This is a genomic window from Streptomyces sp. SAI-170 (assembly GCF_049739565.1).
Classification (GTDB): domain Bacteria; phylum Actinomycetota; class Actinomycetes; order Streptomycetales; family Streptomycetaceae; genus Streptomyces.
In genome coordinates this window covers 3774704-3788569 of the sequence record NZ_JBMGQD010000001.1, presented here as the reverse complement: position 1 = coordinate 3788569, position 13866 = coordinate 3774704, and the positions used below count along the sequence as shown (strand labels likewise).

Below are 13866 nucleotides of genomic sequence, written 5' to 3'. Positions count from 1 at the left end.
GCGGGAAAGGACGTCTCACGTTCGCCATCGGCGTAGTGGCGAGTGGGGTAACTGCCTGGCCTGCGGGAACATCGTCTCGCACCATCGGGTTGGAGCAGATGTCGGCGTCAGGGGTCAGGAGGCCATCGACGGTGTCGGCAGTTGGAATGAGCGGTCCCCGCTTGCGGGACTAAGCTGCGGAAGGACAGGGAGGGGAAGTTCCCCCCACTGCCTGACCGCTCTGAGGAGCGATTAACGATGTTCGAGAGGTTCACCGACCGCGCGCGGCGGGTTGTCGTCCTGGCTCAGGAAGAAGCCCGGATGCTCAACCACAACTACATCGGCACCGAGCACATCCTCCTGGGCCTGATCCACGAGGGTGAGGGTGTCGCCGCCAAGGCCCTTGAGAGCCTCGGGATTTCGCTCGAGGCGGTCCGCCAGCAGGTGGAGGAGATCATCGGCCAGGGCCAGCAGGCGCCCTCGGGCCACATCCCCTTCACCCCCCGTGCCAAGAAGGTGCTGGAGCTGTCGCTCCGCGAGGCGCTTCAGCTGGGCCACAACTACATCGGCACGGAGCACATCCTGCTCGGCCTGATCCGTGAGGGCGAGGGCGTCGCCGCCCAGGTCCTGGTCAAGCTGGGCGCAGATCTGAACCGCGTGCGGCAGCAGGTGATCCAGCTGCTCTCCGGTTACCAGGGCAAGGAGACCGCCACCGCCGGCGGTCCTGCCGAGGGCACCCCCTCCACGTCCCTGGTCCTCGACCAGTTCGGCCGGAACCTCACCCAGGCCGCTCGTGAGTCCAAGCTCGACCCGGTCATCGGGCGCGAGAAGGAGATCGAGCGGGTCATGCAGGTGCTGTCCCGCCGCACCAAGAACAACCCGGTCCTCATCGGTGAGCCCGGCGTCGGCAAGACCGCCGTCGTCGAGGGCCTCGCCCAGGCCATCGTCAAGGGCGAGGTGCCCGAGACCCTCAAGGACAAGCACCTCTACACCCTGGACCTCGGCGCCCTGGTCGCCGGCTCCCGGTACCGCGGTGACTTCGAGGAGCGCCTGAAGAAGGTGCTCAAGGAGATCCGCACCCGCGGCGACATCATCCTGTTCATCGACGAGCTGCACACGCTGGTCGGTGCGGGCGCCGCCGAGGGCGCGATCGACGCCGCGAGCATCCTGAAGCCGATGCTGGCCCGTGGTGAGCTGCAGACCATCGGTGCGACGACGCTGGACGAGTACCGCAAGCACCTGGAGAAGGACGCGGCCCTGGAGCGCCGCTTCCAGCCCATCCAGGTCGCCGAGCCGTCCCTGCCGCACACCATCGAGATCCTCAAGGGTCTGCGCGACCGGTACGAGGCCCACCACCGGGTCTCCATCACGGACGAGGCGCTGGTCCAGGCCGCCACCCTGGCCGACCGCTACATCTCGGACCGCTTCCTGCCGGACAAGGCGATCGACCTGATCGACGAGGCCGGCTCCCGGATGCGCATCCGCCGGATGACCGCGCCGCCGGACCTGCGCGAGTTCGACGAGAAGATCGCCGGCGTCCGCCGCGACAAGGAGTCCGCGATCGACTCGCAGGACTTCGAGAAGGCCGCCTCCCTGCGCGACAAGGAGAAGCAGCTCCTCGCCGCCAAGGCCAAGCGGGAGAAGGAGTGGAAGGCCGGCGACATGGACGTCGTCGCCGAGGTCGACGGCGAGCTGATCGCCGAGGTCCTCGCGACCGCCACCGGCATCCCGGTCTTCAAGCTGACCGAGGAGGAGTCCTCCCGTCTGCTCCGCATGGAGGACGAGCTCCACAAGCGGGTCATCGGCCAGAACGACGCCGTCAAGGCGCTGTCGAAGGCGATCCGCCGTACGCGTGCCGGTCTGAAGGACCCGAAGCGTCCCGGTGGCTCGTTCATCTTCGCCGGCCCGTCCGGTGTCGGTAAGACCGAGCTGTCCAAGGCGCTCGCCGAGTTCCTCTTCGGCGACGAGGACGCGCTGATCTCCCTCGACATGTCGGAGTTCAGCGAGAAGCACACGGTCTCGCGTCTCTTCGGTTCGCCCCCCGGCTACGTGGGCTACGAAGAGGGCGGTCAGCTGACCGAGAAGGTCCGCCGCAAGCCGTTCTCCGTCGTCCTGTTCGACGAGGTCGAGAAGGCCCACCCGGACATCTTCAACTCGCTGCTGCAGATCCTGGAGGACGGTCGCCTGACCGACTCCCAGGGCCGGGTCGTGGACTTCAAGAACACGGTCATCATCATGACGACCAACCTCGGCACCCGGGACATCTCCAAGGGCTTCAACCTGGGCTTCGCGGCCTCGGGTGACACGAAGACCAACTACGAGCGCATGAAGAACAAGGTCTCGGACGAGCTCAAGCAGCACTTCCGGCCCGAGTTCCTCAACCGCGTCGACGACGTGGTCGTCTTCCCGCAGCTGACCCAGGCCGACATCCTGCGGATCGTCGACCTGATGATCGGCAAGGTGGACGAGCGCCTGAAGGACCGGGACATGGGCATCGAGCTCTCCCAGTCCGCCAAGGAGCTGCTGTCCAAGAAGGGCTACGACCCGGTGCTGGGCGCGCGTCCCCTGCGTCGCACGATCCAGCGCGAGGTCGAGGACACGCTGTCGGAGAAGATCCTCTTCGGCGAGCTGCGTCCGGGCCACATCGTCGTCGTGGACACCGAGGGCGAGGGCGAGGCCCAGACCTTCACCTTCCGCGGCGAGGAGAAGTCCTCCCTCCCCGACGTCCCGCCGATCGAGCAGGCCGCGGGTGGGGCTGGACCCAACCTGAGCAAGGACGCGTGACCCTACGGGGTTGAGCGGTAGAAGGGGCCGGCGCCTTCGAGGTGCCGGCCCCTTCGGCGTGCTCGGGGTCAGAAGGGGAGGTGGTCGAAGCGCGCCTCCGGAAACACCGCCTTCAGCTCAGGCATCCCGCTCCCCTCGGCGACATTGGGAAGGCTGACTCGGCGCACGCCCCTCAGGGGCGGGATCAGGTCGAGGATGTGAGCCGGAACATGGGGGAGGCCGCGGAGCGTGATCGTTTCGAGCGCCGGCAGAGCCGCGATCTCCGCCCAGTCCGTGTCGGAGAGCGTTTCCCCGTGAAGGTCCAGTTCTTTCAGGGTGTGCCAGGCGCTCAGCCCCCTCAGCGGACCGGGCAGGCTGCTGCGCTGTGCGGTAAGGCGGAGGGATTCCAGCGGCGCCTCCACAGGCAGCAGATCGGCAAGCTGCTGGTCCGCGGGAAGCCGCAGGGAGAGCCGCCTCAACGAGCGCAGCGTGTTGAGGCCGGTGAGGTTCGCGTCGCTGTCCAGCCTCAGCGTGGTCAGGGACAGCTCCGCCAGAGCCGCCAGATTCGAGACGCCGTCGCATTCCAGGATCTGGAGACCGGACAGCGACCGGAAGACCCCCCTCAGCGCGTACGGGTCGATGGTCCCGCGGAGGAAGATCAGGCTCACGTGTTCCACCGAGGTGGGCGCCAGGAGGTGCAGGCTCTCCGCGTCGAGCCCCTGCAACGTCAGCGCCCACCACGGGCGCATCAGCCGCACCGCCGCTGCCTGCTCCGACGTCGTGCACGTGAGGATCAACCGGTTCCGGTCGAGGTGGTCCAGCACCTCTCCGGCGTACAGCTCGGCGTCGAAGCGATGCCACGTCCCCACCAGCTGCCGCCGTACGTCCAGGGACGGGTGCTCGCGGAACCGGCGCAGCACGGCCAAGGCCGCGTCCGGCTCCTCCGCGGCCAGCAGGGATGCGGTGACCGTCACCGCCAGGGCCTCCTCGTCCGTCAGCCCCTCGGGTCCCGGCAGCAGCTCCAGCACCAAGGGGCCGGCCTCGGCCAGGGCCTTGGCGTCGTCCTTGGTGCCGGGCGGGACCAGTGCCCCGGCCCGGCTCTCCACCTCCCCCCGCACCCCCGGATCCACCGCCGCCGCATGCTCCAGGCACGCCAGCGCCAGCAAGGTCAGCCGGGGCGTCTCCCGTGCCAGGAGCCGGCGTAGGACCGAGGCGCGCTCGCGGGGGCGGGCGTGGGCCACTGCCATGCGGATGACGTCCTCCCACTGGGCGTCGTCCGCGTGGCTCAGGAGGACGTCGAGGTGGCCCTCCTCCACCGCGTACCGTGCGCCCAGGTAGTCCTGGAAGGTGCGGTGGACGAAGTCGACGACGCCCTCGGCCGGGCGGCGGAGCAGGCCGCTGCGCAGCAACAGCTGGGAAAGGACCGTGCGGGCGTCCATCCCCGGCGGGGCGGCGATCGTCGGCAGGCAGCGCTCCACGATGCCCTCCGCCGTCTCCGTGTCCATCTCCGTGCGGCCGCTCAGCACCAGCGCGTACGCCAGGCGTTGCAGCAGCTCCAGCTGCGCCTCCTCGCCGAGGTCGACGGAGTCCACCGCGCCCATGCCCCGCTCCCGGTCCCGGCGGGCGAGCAGCATGGCGAGGGCGGCGTCGTAGAGCTCCTTGCGGCCGGTCGGGAGATACCCCCGCCGTTCCCGGTGCAGGGCGCAGATCAGGCCGCACATCAGCGGGTTCGTCGCCAGCCGGGCCAGGTCGCGTTTGACGCGGAGGGAGTCCAGGAGCGGACCCTCGTACTCAGGGGCCCTTGCCGCCTGGTGCCAGCGGCTCACGAACGTCGCGACCTCCCCGCGCCGCATCGGGGCCAGCAGCATTTCGCGGCAGCCGGCCGAGGCCAGCCAGTCCTGCCGTACGGCCGTGGGGCGGGAGGTGATCAGCCAGCGGTTGCCGGGGAAGGCGCTGATCAGGCCCAGGAGCCAGTCGCGGGCGCGGTGGCGGTCGGGGGCCGGGATCTCGTCCAGGCCGTCGACCAGAATCAGCCCCCGGCCGGCCCACAGGACGCGTTCCGCCCAGCCCTCCGGCGGGGTCAGCGGGCAGCCCACCGCGGTCAGGAAGTCGGCCGGGGCGGGGAGTGCGGCGCGACGGATCAGGGTCCGCAGAGGCAGGACGTACGGGATCTGCGTCCCGTCCCGTGCCGCGGTCACCGCCAGCCACTGGACCAGCGTCGTCTTGCCGGAGCCCGCGTCCCCGCGCAGCAGGACCCGGCCGTGGTCGCGCAGCGCGTGCTCGGCCGGGAGGTGGACCGGCGCGCCGGTCACCGGCCCGTCGAGGCCGGTCTCCTCGGCCGTCGCCTCCAGGCTCAGGTAGGCCACTTCCAGGGGCCAGCTGTCGGGGGAGTCGCGCAGGTCGAGGCCGTAGATGGTGATGTGGTTGTGGCGCTCGGCGACGTACGCCAGATAGCGGCGTTCGAAGGAGGTGTCCGTCGTCGGCGGGCGCGGGGTGCGGGCCAGCAGTTCGTCGACCTTGGCGATCAGGGCCGCCTGGTCGCGTGACTGTTCCACCAGCGTGCGGGCGACGAAGGTGGACCGGCGGGTGAAGAACTCCAGGATGTGCAGGCAGGCCCATTCCGTCGCCGAGTCGAGGAAGTGGGTCGCGTCGGTGGACAGCCCGTCGGGTTCGCCGCGCAGGCGCGCCGCCAGCTCGCGGTGGCCGAGGCGCACGGCCTGTACGTCGTCCATGTCCAGGTCGCCGAGGGCGAGCAGGCGGCGGGCGAGGGCGTCGGTGACCGCGTCCTGCTCGTCGTAGGGGAAGGGCGGCTCGCCGGGTGAGGCCACGGCGCGCTCCACCAGCTGCGCGGCGAGCCGTGAGACGTCCTTCTCGGTCAGCGTGCGCTTCTCGCCCTTGAAGGAGAGCAGCGAGGAGAGACGGACCGGCTTGTCGACCAGGCCCGCGCCCGGGCCGTCCGGCCGGAAGAGTTTCCTGACCAGCGGGGCGATCATCGAGGACGCGAGCCTGCCGCCCAGTACCGCCGGTTCCATCCGCGCCCCACCCCCGTCGCCGTACACAACGGGGGTGAGATCACCCGCAGTTGGTTCAGGAGAGCCGGCCGTCGTAGTCCGGCAGCTTGTACGTCTTCTCGGCGTGGCCGCCGGAGACGTCGGTGGCGCTGTTGCCGATGTTCGCGATGATCGTGTAGCCCTGCTTCTCGATGGCGACGCGCTGGGCGGTCTTGTAGTCGGCCACGTTCTTGAACAGGTCGAAGAAGCCGCGGACGTGGAGGCCGGAGACCTCGTAGCCGCGGTACTCCAGGTTCCACTCGGTGGGCGCGTAGATGATGCCCGGGCGGGCGGTGACGAAGAAGAGGTCGACGCCGTGCTCCTGGGCGTACTCGGCGACCTTCAGGACCGGGCTGTTGGCCGGCTGGGGGTAGCTGAAGCCGAAGTCGGTCTCCAGGGTGGTGTTGTCGATGTCGAAGACGATCGCCTGCTTCTCGCCGGGCTTCGTGTTCGCGATGCGCTGCTTCAGGTCGGGCAGCGCCTGGTCCATCACCGCCTGGCAGTCCCGTTGCCAGGTCGCGTAGTCGACATCCGCGGCGGTGGCCGTCGTGGCCTCGGCGGGGGTGGCCAGGGCCAGCAGGGCGGCCGCGGTGGCGGCGGTCGCGGTGGCGCGACGTGTCCCGGGGCGTCGTCCGGTCATCTGTGGGGGGTCCTCTCACGCGCGTACGGCGTCCCGTACACAACCGACGTGTCATGAGCATGCTCGCCTCGTCGGGTGGCGTCGAGAGGTCTGTCAGGTTACCGGAGGGTAGGAATCGCGTAGCCCCCGTCACATCCGCAGGTCAGCGGGGTGGGCGCGCCGGTGACATGCCGCACAGGCGATTTGTCCGTTACTAGGGGGAATAGTGGCGATCTTGGCGGTTGAAGAAGTGACTTTCGGCCCTGGGTCCGGGCGCTCGACCCCGCATCCTGGTCGATTCGTCCCGAATGAGGGCTCTGTCAAGGAAGCGTGATATTCCGACCGAGGTACTAGCTTCCGTCGTAGATCACACGTTTGGGGGTTGATGGGCGATCCGGTTACCAAGGAACAGCCATCCGGACGCCGCTCGGTGCCGGGTGGTTCCCCTGTTCCCCACCGCATGAGGTTTCGATGTCCCAGCGCGTCACGTCCCGCTCCTTCCGTACGTCCAAGCTCCGCACCCGCGCCGCCGTCCTGGCCGCCGGGCTGGGGGTGTCGGCCGTCATGGGAGCCGGGGTCGCGATGGCCGCGGACACCGGGGTGTCCGCGAGTGCCGCGAGCGCCGCCGGTGCCGTCCAGGCGCAGGCCGCCGCCCAGGCCAAGGCCGCCGAGGCCGCCAAGACCGCGGCCGCCGCCAAGGCGCAGGCCGCCGCGGCGAAGAAGGCGGCTGCCGCCAAGGCCGCCGCGCAGCAGGCCGCGGCCAAGAAGGCTGCCGCCAAGAAGGCCGCGGCCAAGAAGGCTGCCGCCAAGAAGGCCGCCGCGAAGAAGGCGATCTCCTGGGTCGCGCCGGTGAAGCACTACACCAAGACCGCGAGCTTCGCGCAGGCCGGCGGCATGTGGCAGTCCACCCACAGCGGCCAGGACTTCGCCGTCCCGACCGGCACCCCGGTCTCCGCCGCGCACGGCGGCACCGTGGTCAAGGCCGGCGGCAACGGCGCCGGTGACGGTCCCGCCTACGGCAACGCCATCGTCATCAAGCACGCCAACGGCACGTACTCGCAGTACGCCCACCTGTCCCGGATCGACGTCAAGATCGGCCAGATCGTCGCCACCGGCCAGCACATCGCCCTGTCCGGCAACACGGGCAACTCCAGCGGCCCCCACCTGCACTTCGAGATCCGCACCACCCCGAACTACGGCACGGCCGTCGACCCCGTCGCCTTCCTGCGCGGCAAGGGCCTGACCGTCTGACCTGTCGTACGGGACTCAGGCGCCCTGGTGCGCCTGAGTGACCAGATCCATGGCGACCTCCAGGACAGCCCTGCGCTTGTCCTCGGGGTCGCCTTCGAGGTCCTGCAGGAAGAACATGCCGGCGTGCAGCGTGAAGATCGCGCTGACACAGCGGACCTGGTCCACCAGGGGCGCCTCGGGGTCGATGACGATGTCCCGCAGGGCGCGCATGCGGTCCTTGAAGGTCTCGCCGATCTGCAGGTCCCGTACGGTCGCCTGGTTCTCCTGCATGAAGCGGAACAGCGGCGCCGCGCCCGCCAGGGCCGCGCTGTAGCGCCGTACGATCTCGTGCTTGGTCTCCAGGGTGGACGGCTGCGCGCTGCCCCACTCGATGAGGTCCTCGATCGGCTGCGTCAGATCCGCGAAGAGGCTGACGACGATCTCTTCCTTCGTCTTGAAGTGGTAGTAGAGGGCCGCCTTGGTCACCTCCAGGCGCTCGGCGATCTCGCGCAGGGAGGTCTTCTCGTAGCCCTGCTCGGCGAACAGTTCGAGCGCTACGTCCTGGATGCGCTGGCGGGTGTTGCCGCGGCGCTGCTGCTTGGTGCCGTCCATCGTGACGCCCATCCTCGTACTCCTTGCGTTCACGCGGAAATCCGCCTGCCCGACAAACTTACTTGACGCCCGGCTAGTTAGGGGTCTACTTTCCCCACTGTAAAGAACTAGCCGGGCGGCAAGTAAGTAGCAAGGTCTGGGGGAGAAGACGATGGCGGACGCAGGAATCAAAGACAAGACCGAGAAGAAGCCACAGAACGTGCGGGTCGTGCTGCTCGCGCTGATGATCGCGATGATGCTCGCGATGCTCGACAACATGATCGTCGGCACCGCGATGCCCACGATCGTCGGCGAGCTCGGCGGGCTGGAGCACCTGTCCTGGGTGGTGACCTCCTACACCCTGGCCACCGCCGCGTCGACGCCGATCTGGGGCAAGCTCGGCGACATGTACGGGCGCAAGGGCGCCTTCCTCACCTCCATCGCGATCTTCCTGGCCGGCTCCGCGCTCAGCGGCATGGCCCAGGACATGGGCCAGCTGATCGGCTTCCGCGCGGTGCAGGGTCTCGGCGCCGGCGGTCTGATGGTCGGCGTCATGGCGATCATCGGCGACCTCGTGCCGCCCCGCGAGCGCGGCAAGTACCAGGGCCTCATCGCCGGTGTCATGGCCCTCGCCATGATCGGCGGACCCCTCGTCGGCGGCACCATCACCGACCACTGGGGCTGGCGCTGGGCCTTCTACATCAACCTGCCCCTCGGCGCGGTCGCCCTCGCCGCCGTCGGCGCGGTCCTGCACCTGCCCAAGAAGGCGGCCAAGACCCGCATCGACTACCTCGGCGCCGGGCTGCTCACCATCGGCATCACCGCCATCGTCCTGGTCACCACCTGGGGCGGCACCGAGTACGCCTGGACGTCCGCGCGGATCATGGAGCTGACCGGCATCGGCGTGGCCGCGCTCGTCGGGTTCCTGTTCTGGGAGACCAAGGCCGCCGAGCCCGTCATGCCGCTGCACATCTTCCGCAGCCGCAACTTCACCCTGATGTCCGTCATCGGCTTCATCACCGGCTTCGTGATGTTCGGCGCGGTCCTCTTCCTGCCGCTCTACCAGCAGTCCGTGCAGGGAGCCTCCGCGACCAACTCCGGCCTGCTGCTCCTGCCGATGCTCGGCGCGATGCTCGTCGTGTCGATGATCGCCGGCCGGGTCACCACCAACACCGGCCGCTACCGGCTCTTCCCCATCGCGGGAAGCGCGCTGATGATCGCCGGCCTGTACCTGCTGTCCCTGATGGACACCGACACCTCGCGGCTGACCTCCGGCCTCTACATGGCCGTCCTCGGCGCGGGCATGGGCTTCCTGATGCAGATCACCATGCTGGTCGCGCAGAACAGCGTGGAGCTGAAGGACATGGGCGTCGCCTCCTCCTCCACCACCCTGTTCCGCACTCTGGGCTCCTCCTTCGGCGTCGCCATCATGGGCGCCCTGTTCAACCACCGCGTCCAGGACGTCATGACCGAGCGGGCCGGCGCGCTGGGCTCCCAGGTCACCCAGCAGTCCGCCCAGCTGGACGCCGCCAGCCTCGCCAAGCTGCCCGAGGCGGCCCGCGACGCCTACCAGCACGCGGTGTCCTCCGGCACCCACGGGGCGTTCCTGCTCGGTGCGATCGTCGCCGTGGTCGCACTGGCCGCGTCGGTGTTCGTCAAGGAGGTGCCGCTCAAGGGGGCGGGCCCGCAGAAGACCGAGGGCGCCGAGACGCCGGCGCCCGTCGGAGAGGCCGTCTGACATTCGTCGGTACGACGGTGAGGTCCGGGTTTCCGCAGGCCCCTGGGAGGTTGCTCCCGGGGGCCTGCGGCCGTCGGTGCGGGGCCGTTGTCAGACCCTCGTGTCACCATCGGCGTACGAGGTGAGAGGCGTCACCCACGAGGTGAGGGGCGTCGTGCGACCAGGGGAGAGGAGGCCCGGATGGACAAGCTGCGTCAGCTCAGGCTGGCCAAGGACGCCATGGACCGCGACTGGGCCGACCCCGCCCTCGACCTGGACGCGGTCGCCGCGCACGCCGGCTACTCCCGCTACCACTTCGTCCGCGCGTTCAAGGAGGCCTACGGCGAGACACCCGGCCAGTACCTCACCCACCGCCGGATCGAGCGCGCCGAGGAACTGCTGCGCGCCGCCGACCTCAGCGTCACCGAGATATGCCACCTGGTCGGCTTCAGCAGCCTCGGCACCTTCTCCAGCCGCTTCAAGACCCGCACCGGGCTGTCCCCGAGCGACTACCGCGCCAAGCATGTCGGCCGAGGGGCGGCCCTGATACCCGGCTGCTACGCGATGCTGTGGGCCGGCGGCTTCCCGCGCCGCGCCCCGGCCGGGCAGGACCGCAATTCCGGAGAAGCGTGCTGAGAGCCGCCCTGCCTACGGTGACGGAGGAACGACCGGCCCCCGCATCCAGAGGAGCGACCGCCATGATCACCGGACTGGGCATCACCACCGTATGGACCTTCGACCAGCAGCGCACCAAGGCGTTCTTCACCGAGAAGCTGGACTTCGAGGTCCGCACCGACCTCTCCATGGGCGACATGCGCTGGGTGACGGTCGGCGCCAAGGACCAGCCGGACGTCGAGCTCGCCCTGATGAGCCTGGACGGTCCCGGTCTGGACGCCGAGTCGTCCGAGGCGCTGAAGAAGCTCGTCAGCAAGGGCGTCATCGGCGCGGGCGCGCTCCGCACGGACGACTGCCGCGGCGACTACGAGACCTTCAAGGCACGCGGGGTGGAATTCCTCCAGGAACCGAAGGAACGGCCGTACGGCGTCGAGGCGATCTTCCGCGACGACAACGGCAACTGGTACAGCCTCACCCAGCGCAGCGAGGAGCTGGACTTCTCCAAGGAGTTCTGAGGAGTCCGGGCCCGCCGAGCCGGCCTCGTCAGGGCAGCATCGGATAGCTGCCGGTGTTCGTCGGCGCGTGCTCCGGCAGCCACAGCACGGCGACCGCCCCGTCGGCCGGGACATGCTCCGGCGCACCCGGCGGCCGTACGTTGCGGAAGGTCAGCCGCGCGCCCAGCACCCGGGCCTGTCCCGCCGCGATGGTCAGGCCCAGCCCGTGGCCGCGCCCGGCACGGTCCTTGCTGCCGGTGCGGAAGCGGCTCGGGCCGTCGGCGAGCAGGTCCTCAGGGAAGCCGGGCCCGTGGTCGCGGACCCGGATGACCCGGCCCTCGACGGTGACCTGGATCGGCGGGCGGCCGTGCCGGGCGGCGTTGGCCAGCAGGTTGAACAGCACACGCTCCAGCCGGCGCGGGTCGGTGGTGACCTCCGACTCGTGCACGACCAGCACCTCGGCGTCCGGCTCCTTGGCCGCCACCCGCCGGGCGACGAACTCGCCCAGCAGGATGTCCTGCAGCTCGGCCCGCTCCGAGGCGCCGTCCAGCCGGGCGACCTCCAGCACGTCCTCCACCAGGGTGCGCATGGCCTTCGCCCGGTCCAGGACCAGCTCGGTGGGCCGGCCCGGAGGCAGCAGCTCGGCCGCCGTCAGCAGGCCGGTCACCGGGGTGCGCAGCTCGTGCGCGATGTCCGCGGTGACCCGGCGCTCCGCCTCCAGGCGCTGCCTGAGGGCGTCGGCCATCGCGTCCACCGCCCGCGCGAGATCGTCGGTCTCGTCGCGCACGACCCCGCCGATCGCCTCGCGCACCCGTACGTCGGTCTCGCCCGTGGCGACCCGGTTCGCCGCCGAGGCCGCCTTGCGCAGCCGGCTGGAGAGCTGGGCGCCGATCAGCACGCCGAGCGCGCTGCCGCCGAGGACGGCCGCGATGGAGCCGATGACCAGCGCCTGGTCGAGGTCGTCGAGGATGTCCTCGCTGCGGTCGGGGAAGCCGGTGTGCAGGGACAGCACCTTGCCGTCGTTGGCCGGCACCGCGGCCCAGATGTCCGGCGGACCGTCCTGATCGTCGGACACATAGGTCGCCCGCCGCCCGCGCTCGACCTTCTCCCGCAGCTGCGCGGGCAGGTCCGGGTCGTCGACCACCACGTTGGGGAAGTTCAGCCGGCCGGTCAGCTCGTAGGTGCGCTGCGCGACCTCCACCCGCTCGTCGGCCAGATCGCGGGCGTTGTCCAGCATCGACACCCGGGCGGCGTTGTGCACGACCAGGCTGAGCGCGACCGCGACCAGCGCGCCGACCAGCGCGATCGCCGCGCTGAGCTTCCAGCGCAGCCCGGTGCGCAGCCCGTCCCCGCCCAGCCGCTGCCCGAGCCCGGCCGGCAGACCGCCCAGCCCGCGGTGCAGCCGGGCCCGCAGGGTGCAGTCGGCCTGCGGCCAGAGGCGGGCCCGACGACCCAGCGGTGTGCGGCCGGCGTCTTGCGCGAGGTACTGCTGCTCGCTGGAGCTGGAGCTGGAGCTGGAGCTGGAGCTGGAGCTGGAGCCGGAGCCGAAACCGGACAAGGACCCGGACAAGGACCCGGAGCTGGACGCGGAGCTGGACGCGGTGCCGTACCCGGACGCGGTGCCGGACGCGGACCCGGTGCCGATCCCGGTCCCCGACCCGAACCCGGCCCCCGACCCGAACGCGGACCCGGCGCCGGTCCCCGACCCGGACTCGAACCCGGACCCGGCGCTGGTCCCCGACCCGCAGCCGGCCCCGGCCCCGGACCCCGACTCGGACGCGGACCCGTCGCCGGTCCCCGACCCGGACTCGAACCCCGACCCGGACTCGAACCCGGACCCGGACCCGGACTCGAACCCGGACCCGGCGCTGGTCCCCGACCCGCAGCCGGCCCCGGCCCCGGACCCCGACTCGGACGCGGACCCGGCGCCGGTCCCGGCCCCGGACCCTGACCCGGCGGACCCGGCCCCGGGCTCGGACGCGGCCCCGGACCCGGCGCCCGACCCGAACCCGGACCCGGCGCTGGCCCCCGACCCGGCGCGTTTCCCCCACCCCTTGGCCCAGGCCGCGGGGAGTCCCCACCCGGCCGGGCCCTGTTCCCGGCCGCTCACGCCTTGAGCTTGTAGCCGAAGCCGCGCACCGTCTCGATGCGGTCCTGGCCGATCTTCGTGCGGAGCCGCTGCACATGGACGTCCACGACCCGGGTGTCGCCGCCCCAGCCGTAGTCCCACACGCGCTCCAGCAGCTTGTCCCGGGACAGCACCGTGCCCGGCGCCGAGGAGAACTCCAGCAGCAGCCGCATCTCGGTCGGGGTGAGCCCCACCGGCTGCCCGGCGCGGCGCACCTCCATGCCGTCGGTGTCGACCTCCAGGTCGCCGAAGGTCAGCACCCCGCCGACCGCCGCGTCGGCGTCCTCGGCCTGCGCGCCGCCGCTCGCATGGCCGAAGCGGCGCAGCACCGCGCGGATCCGGGCGACCAGCACGGCCCCGTCGAACGGCTTGGTGACGTAGTCGTCGGCCCCCGCCTCCAGGCCCAGCACCACATCGATGGAGTCGGCCCGCGCCGACAGCATGATCACCGGGACCGTGGACTCGTCCCGGATACGGCGGCACAGGCTGACCCCGTCCAGGCCCGGCACCATGACGTCCAGCAGCGCGATGTCCGGGCGCCGCGCCCGGAACGCCTCCAGGCCCGAAAGGCCGTCGGGCATGGCGGTGACCGCGAAGCCGTCCCGCTCCAGGGCGAGCTGGGTGGCCTCGCGGATGACGTCGTCGTCCTCCACGAACAGGACGTGGGTCTGGTCTGCCAT

Annotated in this window: 11 protein-coding genes; 6 read left to right on the top strand and 5 right to left on the bottom strand. The window is 70.7% G+C overall.

Features of this window, described 5'->3' with window-relative positions; all coding sequences use genetic code 11:
* The first annotated feature begins 237 nt into the window (after positions 1-237).
* The gene (locus RKD23_RS16870; RefSeq protein WP_404038184.1) at positions 238-2763 is read left to right on the top strand and encodes an ATP-dependent Clp protease ATP-binding subunit; all 2526 of its coding nucleotides are present in this window, start codon (positions 238-240) and stop codon (positions 2761-2763) included.
* Between the two features lie 68 nt (positions 2764-2831).
* Here the strand turns inward: RKD23_RS16870 and RKD23_RS16865 are convergent, their stop codons facing one another.
* Together RKD23_RS16865 and RKD23_RS16860 are read right to left on the bottom strand one after the other, a co-directional pair.
* Positions 2832-5774 carry an NACHT domain-containing protein gene (locus RKD23_RS16865; RefSeq protein WP_424854408.1) on the bottom strand — a complete coding sequence of 981 codons (2943 nt, stop codon included), beginning with the start codon at positions 5772-5774 and terminating at the stop codon, positions 2832-2834.
* Positions 5775-5829: 55 nt separating this feature from the next.
* Complete coding sequence (locus RKD23_RS16860; RefSeq protein WP_424854407.1) at positions 5830-6432, bottom strand: HAD family acid phosphatase; 603 nt, start codon at positions 6430-6432, stop codon at positions 5830-5832.
* Positions 6433-6882: 450 nt separating this feature from the next.
* Between RKD23_RS16860 and RKD23_RS16855 the strand changes: the two genes are divergently transcribed.
* A complete protein-coding gene (locus tag RKD23_RS16855) occupies positions 6883-7662 on the top strand; it encodes a M23 family metallopeptidase (RefSeq protein ID WP_424854406.1) in 780 nt (259 codons plus the stop codon).
* A gap of 15 nt (positions 7663-7677) precedes the next feature.
* On the opposite strand, the gene RKD23_RS16850 is transcribed toward RKD23_RS16855, so the two are convergent.
* Entirely contained in the window at positions 7678-8265 is a 588-nt protein-coding gene (locus tag RKD23_RS16850) for a TetR/AcrR family transcriptional regulator (RefSeq protein WP_424854405.1), read from the bottom strand.
* A 139-nt stretch (positions 8266-8404) separates the two neighbouring features.
* Here RKD23_RS16850 and RKD23_RS16845 point away from each other — a divergent pair, with 139 nt between their 5' ends.
* The 3 genes from RKD23_RS16845 (at position 8405) to RKD23_RS16835 (ending at position 11079) form a co-directional block, all read left to right on the top strand.
* Positions 8405-9970: an MDR family MFS transporter gene (locus RKD23_RS16845; RefSeq protein WP_424854404.1), complete on the top strand. Its 1566-nt coding sequence runs from the start codon at positions 8405-8407 to the stop codon at positions 9968-9970.
* 180 nt (positions 9971-10150) lie between these two features.
* Positions 10151-10585, top strand: a complete 435-nt coding sequence (locus RKD23_RS16840; RefSeq protein WP_424854403.1) for a helix-turn-helix transcriptional regulator — start codon at positions 10151-10153, stop codon at positions 10583-10585.
* A gap of 62 nt (positions 10586-10647) precedes the next feature.
* Positions 10648-11079, top strand: a complete 432-nt coding sequence (locus tag RKD23_RS16835) for a VOC family protein (RefSeq protein ID WP_404038203.1) — start codon at positions 10648-10650, stop codon at positions 11077-11079.
* 28 nt (positions 11080-11107) lie between these two features.
* Here RKD23_RS16835 and cseC read toward each other — a convergent pair whose 3' ends face one another.
* Positions 11108-12460, bottom strand: coding sequence for a two-component system sensor histidine kinase CseC (gene cseC / locus RKD23_RS16830; protein ID WP_424858257.1), 1353 nt, complete (start codon positions 12458-12460; stop codon positions 11108-11110).
* Between the two features lie 58 nt (positions 12461-12518).
* On the opposite strand from cseC, the gene RKD23_RS16825 reads away from it, so the two are divergent.
* Positions 12519-13175: a hypothetical protein gene (locus RKD23_RS16825; RefSeq protein WP_424854402.1), complete on the top strand. Its 657-nt coding sequence runs from the start codon at positions 12519-12521 to the stop codon at positions 13173-13175.
* Here the strand turns inward: RKD23_RS16825 and cseB are convergent.
* A complete protein-coding gene (cseB, locus tag RKD23_RS16820) occupies positions 13165-13866 on the bottom strand; it encodes a two-component system response regulator CseB (RefSeq protein WP_424854401.1) in 702 nt (233 codons plus the stop codon). The two genes, RKD23_RS16825 and cseB, sit on opposite strands and share 11 nt — an antisense overlap.